We start from the raw sequence: 17,939 nt of genomic DNA, 5'->3' as shown, positions 1-17,939 counted from the left end.
GCCCAGGCGCGCCAGCTCGACGCTGGAGGCTGCGGTCTCCTCACTGGCAGCGGAGGTCTGGTCGGAGACGTCGCGCACATTCATCACGCTGCGGTTGATCTCTTCTGCCACGGCGCTCTGTTGTTCTGCCGCTGCGGCGATCTGCTGGTTCATCGACTGGATGGACGACACGGTACGGGTGATCGTCTCCAGCGAGGTGCCGGCACGACGGGTCAGTTCGACGCTGCTTTCGGTCAGGCCGCGGCTGCTGTCCATCACGCTGGCCGCTTGCTGGGTGCCGTGTTGCAGGCTGGCGATCAACGCTTCGATCTCCTCGGTCGAGTGCTGTGTGCGTTGTGCCAGGCTGCGCACTTCGTCGGCCACTACGGCAAAACCACGCCCGGCTTCACCTGCTCTGGCAGCCTCGATGGCTGCGTTGAGGGCTAGCAGGTTGGTTTGCTGGGCCACGGCCTTGATCACGTCGAGGACACTACCGATCTTGTCGCTTTCGGTCTTGAGCTGGCTCATGGCTTCGCTGGAGTGTTCCACTTCGGTCGCCAGGCGCTCAATCTGGGCGATGGCCTCGCCCACCACCCGATCTCCTTCGCGGGCCTGCTGGTCGGCCATTACCGCCGCTTCGGAGGCTTCCTCGGCGTTGCGTGCCACTTCCTGCACGGTTGCGGCCATCTCGTTCATGGCCGTTGCGACCTGATCGGTTTCAACCTTCTGGTTGTTGACCCCAGCGCTGGTCTGCTCAGTGACAGCCGACAGCTGTTCGGCTGCGCTGGAAATCTGCGTAACCCCATCGCCGATACCACCGATCAGTTCGCGCAGGTTGTGGGTCATGCGTTGCATGCTGCGTTGCAACTGGCCCAGTTCGTCGCTGCGCTCGACGTTGAGGTGTTGGCTCAGGTCGCCGTCGGCAACACGGTCGACCACGGCCAGCGTATGGCGCAAGGGTACGATGATTTGTCGCGTGATGACCCAGGCGGCGATAACACCCAGCAGCAGTGCCAGGCCTGTGGCGAGTGTGAGCATCAGCTTGGCGTGCTGCGACTCGTCATCGCGCTGCTGGGTTTGCGACAGCGTCAGCTCGCGACTCAGGTCGAGCAACACCTGGCCCTGCTGTGCCATGCGCTGCAGGGCGTGTTCGCTGGCCAATTGGGCGTCACGGTAGAGGCCAACGGCTGCTCGGTAGCCGGCTAGCGCCTGGCCGGCGTTGGTCAGTGACTCAGTGTGCTCGGTCGGCAATTTGTCGATCAGGGCGTTGAGCTGGGCTGCGGCCTGATCGATGGCGGCGGTGGCGGTTTGTTCAAACTCTGGCTTGCCGCTGTAGGTGTAGCCGCGCACTTGAAAGCGCGCATTCTGCAGCAACTTGTCAACGGTCATTGCGCTGTTGAACTGGCTCAAGCTTTCACTTTTGAGCAATTGCTGCTCAATCTGCTCGAGCAGGCCGGCAGCGCGGTCAGCGCTCGTACCCAGTTGCCCACGGCTATGCTCGCGATCTTGTGCCGCCTGTTTGAGGTCGGTAAAGGCTCGCTGGTACTCGGCTACGGCATCGATCTGGCGACCGAGGCGGTCTTTGTCCTGGCTGTCGTTGATGCGCTTGCGCACCTGCTGCAGGTTGTCATCCAGGGCCGCCAAGGCTTTTTCTACATTGGCTGCTGCCTCTGCCGTGCGCTCTTTTTCATAGTTCAGGCGCTGATTGCGTAGCTCCTGGGTCTGCTGGCTCACGCGGGAGATTGCTGCAAGCTTGTCGCCGCGGTCGATAACCCCCTGCAAGCCCTGCCAGCCGGTGAAGGTGATGATCAGGGTTAACAGCAGCACCAGGCCAAAGCCAATCCCGAGTTTCAGGTTAACGCTGAGATTGCCGAGTTGATGGGAGAACCAACGGTACATGGTGCGACTCCTTGCCAGCGGTCGAGGCGATTCATTGTTCTAATGCCAATGCATCGGCCTCGATCATTGAACCTGAAGTCAGAAAAGTCTGGCGAGCAATGCGGTTACTGCCGTTTCCACGCGTAGGATTCGGTCACCGAGCTGTACCGGCGTCAGGCCGGCCTTGTTCAGTAGATCGATTTCATAGGGGATCCAGCCACCCTCCGGGCCAATGGCCAGGGTTACCGGCTCGTTCAGGCCGCGTGGGCAGTGGGGGTGATTACCGGGATGACCGACCAGCCCGAGGGTGCCGGCACTGATGGCTGGTAGGCGATCTTCGACAAACGGCTTGAAGCGCTTCTCGATGATCACTTCGGGCAGCATGGTGTCGCGTGCCTGTTCAAGGCCGAGAATCAACTGCTCGCGAATGGCGTTGGGCTCAAGGAACGGCGTTTGCCAGAAACTCTTCTCGACCCGGTAGCTGTTGACCAGTATCAGTTTCGGTACGCCCATGGTTGCAATGGTCTGGAACACCCGGCGTAGCATCTTGGGACGAGGCAGTGCCAGCACCAGGGTGAGCGGCAGCTTGGCCGGTGGCGGCTGGTCGAAGGTGACCTGCAACTCTGCCTCATGCCCTTCCAGTCGCAATACCTGAGCCTGGCCCATTTGCCCGCCAAGGCGGCCAACCCGCAGGTTGTCACCGACCGCTACCCGGTGAATTTCCTGCATGTGGGTAAAGCGGCGGTCGCCCAGCACCACCCGGTCAGCCGCAACGAAGTCGGCTTCCTCAAGTAACAGCAGGTTCACGCTTGGGTCGCTGGCGGCTGGTCGTTGTGGTCTTGCTCCGGTGCCTCAGGGTGTTCGCTGCGCTTGCGGATCAGGCCGCCGAACAGTACGCCAATCTCGAACAGCAGCCACATGGGCACTGCCAGCAGCGTCTGCGAGAAGATGTCTGGCGGGGTCAGGATCATGCCGACGACGAAGCAGCCGATGATCACGTAAGGGCGTATCTTCTTCAGGTACTTGACGTCGACCACGCCGATCCAGACTAGCAGCACCACCGCCACCGGAATTTCAAAGGCAACGCCGAAGGCGAAGAACAGGGTCATGACGAAGTCCAGATAACTGGCGATGTCCGTCATCATCGAGACGCCTTCCGGTGTCGCACTGGCAAAGAAGCCGAAAATCAGTGGGAACACCAAAAAGTAGGCGAAGGCCATGCCGGCATAGAACAGCAGGATGCTCGATACCAGCAGGGGCACGGCGATACGCTTTTCGTGGCGATACAGGCCCGGCGCGATAAACCCCCAGATCTGATGCAGGATCAGCGGGATCGCCAGAAACAGCGAGACGATCATGGTCAGCTTGAACGGCGTCAGGAACGGCGAGGCCACATCGGTGGCGATCATCGTTGCGTTGGCCGGAAGGTGCGCGCGTAACGGCGCCGACACCAGGGTGTAGATCTGCTGCGCGAAGGAGAACAGCCCGGCGAAGATCAGGAAGATGGCCGCAACACAACGCAACAGGCGTGTGCGCAGTTCAGTGAGGTGTGAAACCAGCGGCATTGGCTGGTCGTTTTCCGGGATATCGCTCATGGGGCTCGCGGCGGTTGTGGCGAATCGTTGAGAGGCGCAGGCGCAGCAGGTGCAGCGGGTGCGTCCGTGGCAGCTGGCGTCTGGCTCGGCGCTGGCTGTGCGGTGCTGCTTTCAGCCGGTGGCTGGAAAGGCTGGGGCGCTACGCTCTGCGGATTGAGGATCTTGCGCGCTTCTTGCTCCATCGAGAGGATGTGCTCGTTGTGCAACTGGCGACGAATTTCGTCGGCGCCGATCTCACGTTCCACTTCCTGCTTGATTGAATTGAAGCTGCGCTTGAGCCGCCCGATCCACAGGCCCGCAGTGCGCGCCGCGCCGGGCAGGCGTTCTGGGCCAAGTACCAGCAAGGCAACCAGGCCGACGAGCAGCAGCTCGGAGAAGCTGATCCCGAACATGGGTTAGTCCTTCCGGACCGGTTCTTGCCGGACGGGTTCTTCGACCTTGTGTGCCTGGCCGTCGATGGTTTGCGATGAGTGTGCCTGGGTAGGTTGGGCAGGCGCTGCGTCGGCGGGCTTGTCTTCCTCGTTCATGGCCTTGCGAAAGCCCTTGATCGATTCGCCCAGGTCGCTGCCGAAGTTCTTCAGCTTCTTGGTGCCGAACACCAGCACCACGACGACCAACAGTACGATCCAGTGTTTCCAGTCAAAAATACCCATGGTGCACTCCTTCGAATTTATTCAGTCAGGTCTGGCTTGCGCGCAGCTTTTTCGGCGTGCCCGGACAGGCCAAAGCGACGGTCCAGTTCGTCCAGTACCGCTTGGGGGTGCTGTCCCAACGAGGCCAGCATTACCAAGCTATGGAACCACAGGTCTGCGGTTTCGTAGATGACATCGCTGTAGTCGCCACTGGCAGCAGCATCCTTGGCAGCAATGATAGTCTCGATCGATTCTTCGCCGACCTTTTCCAGGATTTTGTTCAGGCCCTTGTGGTACAGGCTGGCGACGTAGGAGCTGTCGGGTGCTGCGCCTTTGCGCGCCTCCAGCACTTCGGCCAGACGGGTCAGGGTGTCGCTCATGTCAGTGTCCTGCGCTGTAGATGGCTTGTGGATCCTTCAGAACCGGGTCGACGGTTTTCCATTCGCCGTTCTCGAAGACACGATAGAAGCAGCTTTCACGGCCGGTATGGCAGGCGATATGGCCCAACTGCTCGACCATCAGGATGATCACGTCGGCGTCGCAGTCCAGGCGCATTTCGTGCAGTTTTTGCACATGCCCCGACTCCTCACCCTTACGCCACAGTTTGCCACGCGAACGCGACCAGTAGATGGCACGCTGCTCAGCGGCAGTCAGGGTCAGTGCTTCGCGGTTCATCCAGGCCATCATCAGTACGCGCCCGGTCTTGTGGTCCTGGGCGATCGCCGGTACCAAACCGTCGCTGTTCCAGTTGATCTCGTCCAGCCAGTCTTTCATGAAAAACTCCAAAACCACACTCGATCTTATGTCGAATGTTTTCGCTAGTTTGCCAGCCAGGTGCCTGGCTGGCTATCGACGCACGATCAGGTAGAGCCCGGCGGCGAGCATCAGCCAGGCCGGCCAGGCCGCGGGAGCACTGAGGCTGATGGCACCCGCGGCGAGGGTTGCGCCACCGGCGAGCAGGCCGGCGCCCAACAGGCGCAGCGCCCAGCTGTCGGTGTTCTGGCGCCGGGCCGGTGATTGCTCGCTGGCATGCGGTTGCGACAGGCGTTCGAGCAGGTCGCGGGCCATACCGGCCAGATGGGGTACCTGTTCAACCTGGTTGTGCAGGTTCTGCAGCAACGATTTCGGGCTGACGCGATCACGCATCCAGCGCTCCAGGAACGGCTGTGCGGTGCTCCACAGGTCTAGCTCGGGGTAGAGCTGACGGCCCAGGCCCTCGATGTTCAGCAGGGTTTTCTGCAGCAGTACCAGCTGAGGCTGGACTTCCATGTTGAAACGCCGGGCCGTCTGGAACAAGCGCATCAGGACCTGGCCGAAGGAGATGTCCTTCAGCGGTTTCTCGAAGATCGGTTCGCACACGGTGCGGATCGCCGCCTCGAACTCGTTCAGTTTGGTGTGCGCAGGCACCCAGCCCGAATCGATATGCAATTGCGCGACGCGGCGGTAGTCACGCTTGAAGAACGCGAACAGGTTGCGCGCCAGGTAGTCCTGGTCCTCGGGGGTCAGGCTGCCGACGATGCCGCAGTCGATGGCGATGTACTTCGGGCTCCACGGCTTCACGGTACTGACGAAGATGTTGCCGGGGTGCATGTCGGCATGGAAGAAACTGTCGCGAAATACCTGGGTAAAGAAGATCTCGACGCCGCGCTCGGCGAGCATCTTCATGTCGGTGCGCTGATCGGCCAGGGTCGCCAGGTCTGTAACCTGAATGCCGTAGATGCGCTCCATGACCAGCACTTTCGGCCGGCACCAGTCCCAGTACACCTGCGGAACGTACATCATTTCCGAACCTTCGAAATTGCGCTTGAGCTGGCTGGCGTTGGCTGCCTCGCGCAACAGGTCGAGTTCGTCGTAGATGGTCTTTTCGTAGTCGCTGACCACTTCCACGGGGTGCAGCAGGCGAGCGTCGGATGAGAGCCGCTCGGCGGCACGGGCAATCAGGAACAGCCAGGCCAGGTCTTGGGCAATGATGGGTTTGAGGCCCGGGCGTACGACCTTGACCACCACTTCTTCGCCACTTTTCAGCTGCGCCGCATGTACCTGGGCCACAGAGGCCGAAGCCAAGGGCTCGACGTCGAAGCGCCTGAACACTTCGCTGATTTTCGCCCCGAGTTGTTCCTCGATCATGGCGATGGCTTTTTGCGGATCGAACGGCGGTACGCGGTCCTGCAGCAACATCAGCTCATCGGCAATGTCTTCGGACAGCAGGTCGCGGCGGGTCGACAATAACTGACCGAACTTGATGAAGATCGGCCCCAGATCCTGCAACGCCAGGCGCAGGCGTGCGCCACGGCTCAGCGCCACGGGCTTGCGTGGCAGCCAGCGCCACGGCATGACGAAACGCAGCGCCATCAGCCACCAGGGCAACGGCAGGGCGAACAGCAGGTCATCGAGACGGTAGCGGATTACGACGCGCTGGATGCGCAACAGACGGCGGACGGCAAGCAGCTTCATGCGTTATCGCTGGATTCAAGGGATCGGGCAAGGCGCTCAATACGCGCCTCGAGACGTTCTATATCGACTTTGAGTGTGTCGAGCTCGCTGAAGCGCACCTCTGCTTCGCGCTGCCCAACCAGTGTCCGGGCCTCTTCGGCCAGGTACTCGGCGATGTTCTGGTTGAGGCTGGACAGGCCTTGGCGGGTCCACTGGGCGCGGCTGCGCAGGTGACCGCTGATCAGTTGCGTGGCCACCGGCCCGAGCCAGCGGGAGACTTCATACTCCCAGTCCAGTTCAAGGTCTTGTAGCACTGCGACCAGGTCCAGCAGTGCTCCACTGTCACCGTCGAGTTCGACCTCCGGGCTGTGCAGCACGGCGGTCTTGTCCTTGCTCATGGCCAGGCGCATCAGGCTTGAAGCCGGTGCACGCAGGGTGCAGTCGGCGTCGTTTGCCCAATGCGCGGCGAACAGCAGGCCTTCATCGCTGGGCAGGATGAACAACTGCAGCGCTGGCTGGCGGCAGTCGATGGCAATTACCTTGCCCTCGAGCCGTGCCAGGCGTGGCAGTGCCGTGCTGTCCAGGCGCAAAACACGGTTGACCCCGTGTTCGACACTGGCGAGAAGGCCGCTCAGCAACATCAGGGTTTGATGCCGCGGTGCAGGGCAACGATGCCGCTGGTCATGTTGTGATAGGTCACGCGGTCAAAACCGGCTTCAACCATCATCGCCTTGAGGGTTTCCTGATCCGGGTGCATGCGGATCGATTCGGCCAGGTAGCGGTAGCTCTCGGCGTCGTTGGTGATCAGCTTGCCCATCAGCGGCATGAAGGCGAACGAATAGGCATCGTAAACCTTGGACATCACCTTGTTGGTCGGCTTGGAGAACTCCAGCACCAGCAGACGGCCACCGGGCTTGAGCACTCGCAGCATGGAGCGCAGGGCGTCTTCCTTGTGGGTGACGTTGCGCAGGCCGAAGGCGATGGTGACGCAGTCGAAATGGTTGTCCGGGAAGGGCAGCTTTTCGGCATCGGCCTGGACGAACTCGACGTTGCCAGCCACACCCAGGTCGAGCAGCCGATCACGCCCGACCTTGAGCATCGAGGCGTTGATGTCGGCCAGTACGACCTGACCGGTCGGGCCGACCAGGTGGGAGAACTTGCGGGTCAAATCGCCGGTACCGCCGGCGATGTCGAGGACGCGGTTACCGCTGCGAACGCCCGACAGTTCAATGGTGAAGCGCTTCCACAGGCGGTGCATGCCGCCGGAAAGCACATCGTTCATCAAGTCATACTTACCCGCCACCGAGTGGAAAACCTCAGCGACCTTTTCCGCCTTCTGGCTTTCCGGCACGCTCTGGTAGCCGAAGTGAGTGGTGGTTTCGGCGTTTTCGCCTTTGCGCTGATCGTTCATATCGCTGTCACCGGAAAAAATTACCGCCATTCTAGGGCGTGCGGCGTGATTTGTCTTGGCGGGCTGTGTCGCAGGAGGGGGGCGGGCTAATATAGGCCGCCAGTATGCCTTCTTAGCCAGGATTGATTGAATGACCCAGATCAGCGTTGAACGTAGACACAGCCTAGGCCGCGAGGCGGCCCGGCAGAAGGCCGAAGCCCTGGTGGAGCGCCTGGCCCGGGAGTATGACCTCAAGGCACAGTGGGAAGGCGACACCGTCCAGGTCAAGCGCAGTGGCGCCAATGGCAGCATTCAGATCGGTGACGACAGCATTCGCGTCGAATTGAAACTGGGGATGATGCTGTCGATGATGGGCGGGACCATCAAGGCTGAAATCGAACGGGCGCTGGACAAGGCCCTGGCCTGACATCTCGGTGCTCTTCGCCTGCAACGCCGGTACCTGTCATCGTCACAGGCGCCGGCTTTACCGCGAAGGGCGTAGTGCGGTTATCTCGCCTTAGGGTGAGCATTCTAATTTTTCCCCCTACCTTGTGCACAAGCCCCGACCTCGTGGGCAGTTTCTCCATTTCCGCGATCAACGTGAGGTGCAGAGCATGGCCAAGGTTTCCCTGAAGCAAAAAGAGCATGCCCAGAGCGGCACGCTGGGTGAGGTGCGCGGCTACGCGCGCAAGATCTGGCTGGCAGGCCTGGGAGCCTATGCCCGGGTCGGGCAGGAAGGTGCCGACTATTTGAAAGAGTTGGTCAAGGCGGGCGAAGGTATCGAAAAGCGCGGCAAAAAGCGTATCGACCATGAGCTTGACGCGGCCAACAGCCAGATCGATTCGGTCAAGGATGAGATCAGTGGCGTCAAAGGCAAGGTCGAAGTGCAGCTCGATAAAATCGAGAAGGCATTCGACACACGCGTCGCCAGCGCCTTGAATCGTATCGGCATTCCGTCTAAACATGACGTGGAGACACTTTCTGCCAAGCTCGATGAGCTGACAGCATTGCTCGAACACGTTGCACGTAAACACTAAGGAGAGCGGGATGGCTGGCAAGAAGAAAGTAGAAAAAGAAGGCAGCTCCTGGGTCGGCGAGGTCGAAAAGTACTCCCGTCAGATCTGGCTGGCAGGCTTGGGCGCTTACTCAAAGATCAGCAACGATGGCAGTAAGTTGTTCGAAACTCTGGTCAAGGATGGCGAGAAAGCCGAGAAGCAGGCCAAGACCCGGGTCGACGAGCAGGTAGATGCTGCAAAGAGTTCGGCAAAGTCCGCGAAATCACGGGTTGGCGATGTGAAGGAGCGGGCGCTGGGCAAGTGGAGCGAGCTCGAAGAAGCCTTCGACAAGCGCCTGAACAGTGCGATTTCGCGTCTGGGGGTGCCTAGCCGCAATGAGGTCAAGGCCCTGCATCAGCAGGTCGATACCCTGACCAAGCAAATCGAGAAACTCACCGGCGCCTCGGTCAAGTCGGTTTCGGCCAAGCCAGCGGCGGCCAAACCGGCTGCCAAGCCACTGGCCAAAGCCGCACCGAAAGCTGCCGCCAAACCTGCAGCCAAGACTGCAGCAGCTAAACCGGCAGCCAAGCCTGCAGTTGCAAAAGCCGCGGCCAAGCCCGCTGCCGCCAAGCCGCCCGTGGCAAGAAAGCCAGCCGTGAAAAAGGCACCGGCCGCCAAGCCTGCTGCAACCGTGAACGCCACACCGGCCGCCACGCCAGCAGCAAGCGCGGCGCCAGCCCCGGTCAGCGGTACGCCGTCGGCGACCCCGGCATCTACCAGCCAGGCCTGATCGAGGCGGCTGTCGACAAGCGCCCGGCCTGTGTGCCGGGCGTTTTCAGTTCTGGCCGGTGAGGCTGTCAATCGTCCAGATAACGCAGCGCGAGCTGTTCGGCCGCATGCCGTGGCGCAGGCTCAAGGTGCGGTGCGACCAGCATCATCACCTGATAGACGACGATGCCGACCTGGCTGTCGCGAGCCAGGATGCGCTGGTAATCCATCGAGAACAGCAGGGTCAGGGTGATCTGCTCGACCAATTGGCCGAGGGTGCGCGTGTCGCCCTTGATCTGGCCTTGCGCCTTGAGGCTGGACAGCAGGGCGGCGAGGGTGCGCTTGAGCGCGTTGAGCAGGTTGCGGATACCGCGTGCCAGGCGTGGCAGGCGTCCGGCCAGGTTCGACAGGTCCTGGAACAGGAAGCGGTACTGGGCCATGCGTTCGACGATCAGGTGCAGAAACAGCCAGTAGTCCTCGGCATCCAGGCGCAGGTCGACCGGTGGATCGAGCAGCGGCGTCAGTTCTTCCTCGAAACGCTCGAACAGCCCGAGTACCAGGGGCTCCTTGCCATGGAAGTGGTAATACAGGTTGCCCGGGCTGATGCCCATTTCATTGGCGATCTCCAGAGTTGAGACGTTGGGTTCACCCTGTTGGTTGAACAGTTGCAGGGCACACTCAAGGATACGGTCGCGGGTTTTCATCCGTTCTTCTTGTTCAGCGCACCTGCACGTAGGTGCCGGGTGCGGGGTCCATGGGGGGAAAGTTTGGGTTGCCGAGTACATTCAGGGTTTCGCGTTGCGTCCCGGAGCGTTTCTGTATCCATTCCAGCCACGTCGGCCACCAGCTGCCATCGACCTGCTTGGCGTCATAGAACCAGGCGCGTGGGTCACTGCTCAGTTTCGGGTTTTCCATGAACCAGGCCTTGGGATTGCCCGGCGGGTTGATGATGCTCTGGATATGCCCGCTGTTGGCCAGCAGGAAGCGCCGTTCACCGCCGAGCAGCAGGGTCGAGCGATAGACCGCATCCCATGGGGTGATGTGGTCGTTGTCGCCGGCCACGGTGAAGCTGTCGAGCGTAACCTTCTGCAAGTCGATGGGGGTGCCGCACACTTCCAGGCCAGCGGCGTGGGCTAGCGGGTTGTGCTTGTAGAAGTCCAATAGGTCGCCGTGCAGCGCGGCGGGCAGGCGGGTGCTGTCGTTGTTCCAGTAGAGGATATCGAACGCCGGTGGCGACTTGCCCAGCAGGTAATTGTTGATCCAGTAGTTCCAGACCAGATCGTTGGGGCGCATCCAGGCGAACACGCGGGCCATTTCGCGCCCGTCGAGCACACCGTGCTGGTAGGAGCGTCGTTTGGCGGCTTCCAGGGTCTGTTCGTCGATGAACAGGCTGGCCGGGCTGTCGAATTGGCTGTCGAGCAGGCTCACCAGGTAGGTGGCGCTGTGTACCCGACGCAACTGGCGCTTGGCTTGCAAATGGCCCTGTAGCGCGGCCATGGTCAAACCACCTGCGCAGGCCCCCATGAGGTTCACGTCTCGGCTGCCGCTGATGGCTCGGCAGGCGTTGGTGGCTTCTTCCAGGGCCTGCACATAGCTGGACAGGCCCCACTCACGGTGGCGCGGGTCAGGGTTGCGCCAGCTGATCATGAACACCTGCAGGCCATTCTTGAGCATGTACTGGACGAAGCTGTTGTGCGGGCTGAGGTCGAAGATATAGAACTTGTTGACCTGAGGGGGCACCACCAGCAAGGGCCGGGCGTACTGTTTCTCGCTTATCGGCTTGTACTGGATCAGCTCCAGCAGTTCGTTGCGAAACACCACGGCGCCGGGTGTGGTGGCCAGTGTCTTGCCGACCTCAAAGGCCTCCCGGTTGACCTGCCGGGGCATCCCGTCATTGTGCCGCAGGTCCTCAAGCAGATGGTTCAGACCACGCAGCAGGCTCAGGCCGCCGGTGTTAAACAGCTCCTTCACCGCAAGCGGGTTGAGCAGTGAGTTGCTCGGGGCCAGGGCATCGTTGATCAGTGAAAACAGGAAGTGCGCACGGGCGCGGTCGTCATGGCTCAGTTGGCTGCCGTCGATCCACTGGCTTGTCTGCTTCTGCCAGCTCAGGTAGGCCTGCAGGCCACGCCGATAAAAAGGGTTTTGGCGCCAGGTCGGATCGTTGAAGCGCTCGTCGCGAGGGCCGGGTTGATGAGGGGTATCGCCCAGTAGCACCCGACCCAACTGTCCTCCCAGGGCCAGCATGTGTTTGGCTGTGTACAGCGGGTGGCGCAAACCATGGCGACTGACGCTACGCAAGGTCGAGATCAAGTCGCGGCCGCGCAATCCGGTGATCGCGTTCTGCGCGTTGATATAGGTGGCGGGGGCCGGTGGTACGCCCTTCGCGGGTCTGTCTTTCATCAGGCAACACTCCGTCGTCAAGCCATCAACACACTCATCCATGCAAGTGCGGCACCAATTGCGCTTTGCGGTTCTGGCGGAGCCTTTCTGCCACGCACGCAAGCGACAGGCCAGGGCACCGCTCAACCGCCAGGTGCAGGCCGAGGATGCATCACGGCCCGCTGGCGCTCCTGCTGGAGGAAATTCATGATGATCGGTGCGACGGCCTCGGCCCGGGTGACAAGGAACAGATGGCCGTCGTCGATTATGTGTAGCTGGGCATTGGGAATTCGCCAGGCCAGCAGGCGCATATTGATCAGTGGGATCAAGGGGTCGTCGTCACCGGCCAGCACCAGGGTTGGCTGCTGGATCTTGTGCAGCCAGTGGATGCTGGTCCAGCCAAGGCCGGCGAACAGTTGCCAGTAATAGCCCAGCTTGCCCGAAGAGCGCACCTTGGCCGCGTGTGACAAGGCCAGGTCCGGGTCGCGGCGAAATGCGCCGCCATAAATGTCCGGGGCAATGCGGATGACATGGGAGGGCTGTATGTAGCGCCTCGGGCTGGCCATCAACCACAGCACCTTGGGCTTGCCGGGGACCATGACCGCACCGGCAGCGGTCGCCGCCAGTACCAGTTTCTTGCAGCGTTCCGGGTAGTCATGGGCGAACTGTTGCGCCAGGGCGCCACCCCAGGAAACCCCGATGACATTGACCTGGCCATAGTCCAGGTAATCGAGCATGCGTGCGGTCAGTTTGGCCAGGCCAGGAAAGCGGTACGGGCGGCGCGGGGTGGAGGAGCCGCCGACACCGGGCACGTCAAAGGCGATCACTTCCAGGTCCGGGTCCAGCGCCTGGATGAATGGAAACACCAGTTCCAGGTTGGCCCCAATGCCGTTGAAGATCAGCAAGGGCGTCAAGTGCGATTTGCCGGGGCGAACTGCCGTTCGGATGGATTGGCCATCCAGATCGACAGTTCTGAAAACGTACGGTTGCGGCATGCGCGAGCCCCTGTGATGGATAAAGCGCCGTGCCCCTCGGCAGGCCACGGCGGCGGGTGTATCAACGCTCGTGAACGTAGGTGCCCGGTGCGGCTTCGCCTGCGCTATAGGCCTTGCTGCCAAGGCGTGTCGGTGCTTTTTTCAGCTCTCCCGAGCGCTCTGTCAGCCAGTTTTGCCAGTGCAGCCACCAGGAGTCTGGGTGCTTGATGGCGTTTTCCTGCCATTCGCTGGCCTGTGGCAACAGCTCACCTCCCGTCAGGTAGCGTGCCTTGGGGTTGCCTGGCGGGTTGAGGATGCTCTGGATATGGCCGCTATTGGACAGCACGAACTCCACGTTGCCGCCGAACAGCTGTGCGGATCTGTAGCAGGACTGCCATGGTGTGATGTGGTCGGCAGTACCGGCTACGTTGTAGATGTCGCTGGTGACCTTCTTCAGGTCGATAGGGGTTCCGCACACTTCCAGTGCATCGGCGCGGGTCAATGGGTTGTTCTTGAACATTTCGATCAGGTCGCCGTGAAAGGCAGCCGGCAGGCGCGTGGTGTCGTTGTTCCAGAACAGAATGTCGAACACGGGAGGTTCATTGCCCAGCAGGTAGTTGTTGACCCAGTAGTTCCAGATCAGGTCGTTGGGCCGCATCCAGGCGAATACCTTGGCCATGTCGCGGCCTTCCAGTACGCCGGCCTGGTAGGAATGTCGCTTGGCGGCTTCCAGGGTCTGCTCGTCGACGAACAGTGCGACCTGATTGTCGAGGGTGGTGTCGAGTACGCTGACCAGCAGGGTCAGGGCATTGACCTTGTTCTCGCCCAGCGCCGCATAATGGCCGAGCAGCGCGGTGCACGTAATCCCACCGGAGCAGGCGCCGAGCATGTTCAGGTCTTTGCAGCCGGTAATCGCCAGCACGGCGTCGACGGCTTCTTTCAGTGCATCAATGTAGGTCGACAGGCCCCATTCGCGCTGAGCCTTGGTCGGGTTTCGCCAACTGACGATAAAGGTCTGCACGTTCGAGCGCAGGCAGAAGCGTGCCAGGCTTTTCTCCGGGCTCAGGTCAAAGACGTAGAACTTGTTGATCTGCGGCGGTACCACCAGCAGCGGGCGTTCAAGCACTTGCTCGGTCGTTGGCTGGTACTGGATCAGTTCCAGTACTTCGTTGCGGAACACCACGGCGCCTTCAGTGGTGCCCAGGTTCTTGCCAACCTCGAAGGCGTCCATGTTGACCTGGCTGGGCATGCCGCCGTTGTTCACCAGATCCTTGGCCAGGTGGGACAAACCATCCAGCAGGCTCTTGCCGCCCGTTTCGAAAAAGCGCTTCACCGCAGCCGGGTTGGCAGCCGTATTGGTCGGGGCCATGGCTTCGGTCATCAGGTTGATGACGAAGTGGCCACGGCTGATGTCTTGTTCCGACAGATTGCTGTCGCCGATCCAGTCGTGCAATTCCTTGCGCCAGGCCAGGTAGGTCTGCAGGTAGCGGCGATACAGCGGGTTCTGGCTCCAGGCCGGGTCGTTGAAGCGACGATCATCGCTCTCCGGTTGCAAGCTGGACTTCCCGAAGAGGACATCCTTGAGTTCCATGCCGAAGTGCGCGACATGCTTGGCACTGTGCAGCGGCTGGCGGATGGCCTGGCGCAGCACCATACGGGCAGAAGTCAGCAAATCCTTACGGCGCAAGCCCACTACAGGGTTTAAGCCCAGGGTGTTTTCCGAGGCTTGGCGCTGCAGGTCATCGTTGTTCTTGTTGCTCATCTACGACGCTCCGTTGTCCTGAGACGAGTACCGGTTTTGGCTGTGGCGGTGGCACAGGAGAGGCCGGTACTACTGCTCGGGTGACCAGTGATAACGAACTGCGTACAGCGTGTCTGGATGAAAACGAAGGCGCGTCGTGCGGGTGGTCTTTGCGTGAGAAGACAGCCTGCGCTCGCTCGCGACTTCGGCATCTCGACTAGAGCCTGCAAAAAAAACGATGCAGGGAACTTGCCAGATCCATTGGTAACCCGACGTTAAGGTGTTGCGCACGCCAGCCATCCATTGGCTGTGCAGAGGCATTCAAGCAGATCAAATTAGAAAATGCGCTCTAAAACGCAAGAGTGCCTGATTAGAGCATCAGTTTGATGACAGACTCGGAAGGGTCGCGGGATTTGCCGGCTTTGGCCAGTTCCTCCAGGTACTCGGCCCAGAGCTGTTCCTGGCGCAGGCACAGTTGCTCCAGGTATTCCCAGGTGAACAGACCGCTGTCGTGGCCGTCATCGAAGGTCAGTTTCAGTGCGTACTGGCCGGCCGGTTCGATCGCGCTCAGGCCGACCCCGAGCTTGCCGAATTGCAGGATTGGGGTGCCGTGGCCCTGGACCTCGGCGGAGGGGGAGTGCACGCGCAGGAACTCGGCGGGCAGGTGGTAGACCTCGTTGGGCCCATAGCTGAGGCTCAGGGTCTTGGAGGCTTTGTGCAGATTGATTGCGGTGGGGAGTCGAGTCATAAGCGATCAGGGCCGCGAACGGCCCTGCCTGTAAGAGGGTGAGGCTTACAGAATATAACGAGACAGGTCTTCGTTCTGCGCCAATTCGCCCAGGTGGCTGTTGACGTAGTCGGCGTCGATCTGGATCGGTGTTTCGCTGTGGGCACTGGCCAGGTCGCCAGCGCTGAACGACACCTCTTCCAGCAGACGCTCCAGCAGCGTGTGCAGGCGACGGGCACCGATGTTCTCGGTCTTCTCGTTGACCTGCCAGGCGATCTCGGCAAGGCGCTTGATGCCTTCCGGGGTGAACTCGATGTTCAGGCCTTCGGTCTTCAGCAGTTCGCGGTACTGTTCGGTCAGCGACGCATGTGGCTCACTGAGAATGCGCTCGAAGTCTTGCGGGCTCAGGGCCTTGAGTTCGACACGAATCGGCAGGCGGCCTTGCAGTTCAGGAACCAGGTCGCTTGGCTTGCTCAGGTGGAACGCACCCGAGGCGATGAACAGGATGTGGTCGGTCTTGACCATGCCCAGTTTGGTGTTCACCGTGCAGCCTTCAATCAGCGGCAGCAGGTCGCGTTGCACGCCCTCACGGGATACATCGGCACCGCCGACGTTGCCACGCTTGGCGACTTTGTCGATTTCGTCGATGAACACGATGCCGTGCTGCTCGACGGCTTCCAGGGCCTTGGCCTTGAGTTCTTCTTCGTTGACCAGGCGCCCGGCTTCTTCGTCGCGCACCAGCTTCAGGGCTTCCTTGACCTTGAGCTTGCGGCTCTTGCGCTTGCCCTTGCCCATGTTGGCGAACAGGTTCTGCAACTGGTTGGTCATCTCTTCCATGCCCGGCGGCGCAGAAATGTCGACGCCCATCGCCTCGGCGACTTCGATCTCGATTTCCTTGTCGTCCAGTTGGCCTTCACGCAGGCGCTTACGGAACAGCTGACGGGTGTTGGAGTCCTGGCTCGGGGCGGCGTCTTCGTTGAAACCTGTGCGGGCCGGTGGCAGCAGGGCGTCGAGGATACGCTCTTCGGCGGCGTCCTCTGCGCGATGGCGTACGCGCACCATTTCCTGTTCGCGCAGCAGCTTGATGGCGGCATCGGCCAGGTCGCGGATGATCGACTCGACGTCTCGGCCCACATAGCCGACTTCAGTGAACTTGGTCGCTTCGACCTTGATGAACGGTGCGTTGGCCAGCTTGGCCAGACGCCGGGCGATTTCGGTTTTACCGACGCCGGTCGGGCCGATCATCAGGATGTTCTTCGGGGTCACTTCGACGCGCAGCTCAGAAGGCAGCTGCATCCGGCGCCAGCGGTTGCGCAAGGCAATGGCGACGGCGCGCTTGGCATCGTCCTGGCCGATGATATGGCGGTTGAGTTCGTGGACGATTTCGCGGGGGGTCATGGACATGGTGATAGGTGGTCCTTTAACGATGAGTTCAGCGTGGAAAAGCCCAGCGATGAAATGCTGGGCGCCAGAACAGCTGGTTACTCCGCCAGGTCCTCTTCCTCGATGGTCAGGTTGTGGTTGGTGAACACGCAGATATCGCCGGCGATACCCAGGGCCGTCTCGGTAATTTCGCGGGCCGACAGGTCGGTCTTCATCAGCAGCGCGCGTGCGGCGGCCTGGGCAAAGTTGCCGCCGGAGCCCATGGCAATCAGGCCATCTTCCGGCTCGACCACGTCACCGTTGCCGGTGATGATCAGCGAGGCATCTTTGTTAGCGACCGCGAGCATGGCTTCCAGGCGGCTCAGGGAGCGGTCGGTACGCCACTCCTTGGCCAGTTCGACGGCAGCGCGGATCAAGTGGCCCTGGTGCTTTTCCAGCTGGCCTTCAAAACGCTCGAACAGGGTGAACGCATCGGCGGTGGCGCCAGCGAAGCCAGCGAGCACCTGGCCGTGGTACAGGCGACGAACTTTCTTCGCGTTGCCTTTCATCACGGTGTTGCCGAGAGAAACCTGGCCGTCGCCGCCCATGACGACTTTGCCGTGGCGACGTACTGAAACGATGGTGGTCAAGGGGAGAGTCTCCACGCAGCGGGGCGAAAATGCCTGATGCAGACTCATATGGGGGTGATGACGGGTATTTCAACTGCTACGGATGAGCGGTTGTTTTGCTGGCGGGTCTTGCCGGCTTCCCATGTGCGGTCCGGGTTTACGCGGATACGACGGTCGACGGGACTCGACTGGTTTTTCGGAGAGGGACGTCGCGAGCTTGGGATTGGTCCTACATTGGTTTTCATTGGCATTTGTTAGCGTCCCAACCTTCATCGCTATGCGCACTCAGGGCTGCGGCTTGGCCATGAGGGCCGCTAACGTACAAGGACGACAAACAGATGCTGGTTAACACCTACACCGTCAAAGCCGGCGACACGCTGGTGCTCATCGCCCAGCAGAATGGGTCTAGCGTGCCAGAGGTACTGGCCCTCAACCCGATCATCAAGGATCCCGATGT

Annotated in this window: 20 protein-coding genes; 3 read left to right on the top strand and 17 right to left on the bottom strand. The window is 61.1% G+C overall.

What is annotated here, in order from left to right; all coding sequences use genetic code 11:
• The 10 genes from EKA13_RS21525 to ubiE all read right to left on the bottom strand — a co-directional run.
• Window positions 1-1,878: methyl-accepting chemotaxis protein (locus EKA13_RS21525; RefSeq protein WP_065761273.1), on the bottom strand; the 1,878-nt coding region annotated here is incomplete at its 3' end.
• 78 nt (window positions 1,879-1,956) lie between these two features.
• Window positions 1,957-2,664 carry a 16S rRNA (uracil(1498)-N(3))-methyltransferase gene (locus EKA13_RS21520; protein ID WP_065761272.1) on the bottom strand — a complete coding sequence of 236 codons (708 nt, stop codon included), beginning with the start codon at window positions 2,662-2,664 and terminating at the stop codon, window positions 1,957-1,959.
• Window positions 2,661-3,452 carry a twin-arginine translocase subunit TatC gene (gene tatC, locus EKA13_RS21515; protein ID WP_065761271.1) on the bottom strand — a complete coding sequence of 264 codons (792 nt, stop codon included), beginning with the start codon at window positions 3,450-3,452 and terminating at the stop codon, window positions 2,661-2,663. Before tatC ends, EKA13_RS21520 begins: the two co-directional genes overlap by 4 nt.
• Entirely contained in the window at window positions 3,449-3,844 is a 396-nt protein-coding gene (tatB, locus tag EKA13_RS21510) for a Sec-independent protein translocase protein TatB (RefSeq protein WP_065761270.1), read from the bottom strand. The genes tatC and tatB overlap by 4 nt, the downstream gene beginning before the upstream one ends.
• Window positions 3,845-3,847: 3 nt before the next feature.
• Window positions 3,848-4,105 (bottom strand): twin-arginine translocase TatA/TatE family subunit, encoded by a 258-nt coding sequence (locus tag EKA13_RS21505; protein ID WP_065761269.1) that lies wholly within the window; start codon window positions 4,103-4,105, stop codon window positions 3,848-3,850.
• A 17-nt stretch (window positions 4,106-4,122) separates the two neighbouring features.
• Window positions 4,123-4,464, bottom strand: a complete 342-nt coding sequence (locus EKA13_RS21500; RefSeq protein ID WP_065761268.1) for a phosphoribosyl-ATP diphosphatase — start codon at window positions 4,462-4,464, stop codon at window positions 4,123-4,125.
• 1 nt (window position 4,465) lies between these two features.
• Window positions 4,466-4,858: a phosphoribosyl-AMP cyclohydrolase gene (gene hisI, locus EKA13_RS21495; protein WP_065761267.1), complete on the bottom strand. Its 393-nt coding sequence runs from the start codon at window positions 4,856-4,858 to the stop codon at window positions 4,466-4,468.
• A gap of 72 nt (window positions 4,859-4,930) precedes the next feature.
• A complete protein-coding gene (gene ubiB / locus EKA13_RS21490; protein ID WP_065761266.1) occupies window positions 4,931-6,538 on the bottom strand; it encodes a ubiquinone biosynthesis regulatory protein kinase UbiB in 1,608 nt (535 codons plus the stop codon).
• Window positions 6,535-7,158: a ubiquinone biosynthesis accessory factor UbiJ gene (locus EKA13_RS21485; protein ID WP_065761265.1), complete on the bottom strand. Its 624-nt coding sequence runs from the start codon at window positions 7,156-7,158 to the stop codon at window positions 6,535-6,537. The genes ubiB and EKA13_RS21485 overlap by 4 nt, the downstream gene beginning before the upstream one ends.
• Window positions 7,158-7,928, bottom strand: coding sequence for a bifunctional demethylmenaquinone methyltransferase/2-methoxy-6-polyprenyl-1,4-benzoquinol methylase UbiE (gene ubiE / locus EKA13_RS21480; RefSeq protein ID WP_065761274.1), 771 nt, complete (start codon window positions 7,926-7,928; stop codon window positions 7,158-7,160). The genes EKA13_RS21485 and ubiE overlap by 1 nt, the downstream gene beginning before the upstream one ends.
• A 130-nt stretch (window positions 7,929-8,058) precedes the next feature.
• Here ubiE and EKA13_RS21475 point away from each other — a divergent pair, with 130 nt between their 5' ends.
• The 3 genes from EKA13_RS21475 (at window position 8,059) to EKA13_RS21465 (ending at window position 9,692) form a co-directional block, all read left to right on the top strand.
• Window positions 8,059-8,334 (top strand): polyhydroxyalkanoic acid system family protein, encoded by a 276-nt coding sequence (locus tag EKA13_RS21475; protein ID WP_065761264.1) that lies wholly within the window; start codon window positions 8,059-8,061, stop codon window positions 8,332-8,334.
• 187 nt (window positions 8,335-8,521) lie between these two features.
• Window positions 8,522-8,944 (top strand): phasin family protein, encoded by a 423-nt coding sequence (locus tag EKA13_RS21470; protein ID WP_065761263.1) that lies wholly within the window; start codon window positions 8,522-8,524, stop codon window positions 8,942-8,944.
• 10 nt (window positions 8,945-8,954) lie between these two features.
• Window positions 8,955-9,692: a phasin family protein gene (locus EKA13_RS21465; protein WP_065761262.1), complete on the top strand. Its 738-nt coding sequence runs from the start codon at window positions 8,955-8,957 to the stop codon at window positions 9,690-9,692.
• Between the two features lie 67 nt (window positions 9,693-9,759).
• On the opposite strand, the gene EKA13_RS21460 is transcribed toward EKA13_RS21465, so the two are convergent.
• From EKA13_RS21460 to hslV, 7 genes are all read right to left on the bottom strand, one after another.
• Complete coding sequence (locus tag EKA13_RS21460; protein ID WP_065761261.1) at window positions 9,760-10,374, bottom strand: TetR/AcrR family transcriptional regulator; 615 nt, start codon at window positions 10,372-10,374, stop codon at window positions 9,760-9,762.
• 13 nt (window positions 10,375-10,387) lie between these two features.
• A complete protein-coding gene (gene phaC, locus EKA13_RS21455) occupies window positions 10,388-12,070 on the bottom strand; it encodes a class II poly(R)-hydroxyalkanoic acid synthase (protein WP_065761260.1) in 1,683 nt (560 codons plus the stop codon).
• Between the two features lie 122 nt (window positions 12,071-12,192).
• Window positions 12,193-13,044: a poly(3-hydroxyalkanoate) depolymerase gene (phaZ, locus tag EKA13_RS21450; RefSeq protein ID WP_065761259.1), complete on the bottom strand. Its 852-nt coding sequence runs from the start codon at window positions 13,042-13,044 to the stop codon at window positions 12,193-12,195.
• 61 nt (window positions 13,045-13,105) lie between these two features.
• Window positions 13,106-14,785 carry a class II poly(R)-hydroxyalkanoic acid synthase gene (gene phaC, locus EKA13_RS21445; RefSeq protein WP_065761258.1) on the bottom strand — a complete coding sequence of 560 codons (1,680 nt, stop codon included), beginning with the start codon at window positions 14,783-14,785 and terminating at the stop codon, window positions 13,106-13,108.
• Between the two features lie 349 nt (window positions 14,786-15,134).
• The gene (locus tag EKA13_RS21440; protein ID WP_065761257.1) at window positions 15,135-15,512 is read right to left on the bottom strand and encodes a gamma-butyrobetaine hydroxylase family protein; all 378 of its coding nucleotides are present in this window, start codon (window positions 15,510-15,512) and stop codon (window positions 15,135-15,137) included.
• Window positions 15,513-15,557: 45 nt separating this feature from the next.
• Complete coding sequence (gene hslU / locus EKA13_RS21435) at window positions 15,558-16,895, bottom strand: ATP-dependent protease ATPase subunit HslU (RefSeq protein WP_065761256.1); 1,338 nt, start codon at window positions 16,893-16,895, stop codon at window positions 15,558-15,560.
• Window positions 16,896-16,972: 77 nt separating this feature from the next.
• The gene (gene hslV, locus EKA13_RS21430) at window positions 16,973-17,503 is read right to left on the bottom strand and encodes an ATP-dependent protease subunit HslV (RefSeq protein ID WP_065761255.1); all 531 of its coding nucleotides are present in this window, start codon (window positions 17,501-17,503) and stop codon (window positions 16,973-16,975) included.
• Between the last annotated feature and the right edge of the window lie 436 nt (window positions 17,504-17,939).

Source organism: Pseudomonas defluvii (assembly GCF_001695625.1).
Lineage (GTDB): Bacteria > Pseudomonadota > Gammaproteobacteria > Pseudomonadales > Pseudomonadaceae > Aquipseudomonas > Aquipseudomonas defluvii.
The sequence above is the reverse complement of the archived record's forward strand: the minus strand, read 5'-3'. Positions and strand labels throughout refer to the sequence as shown.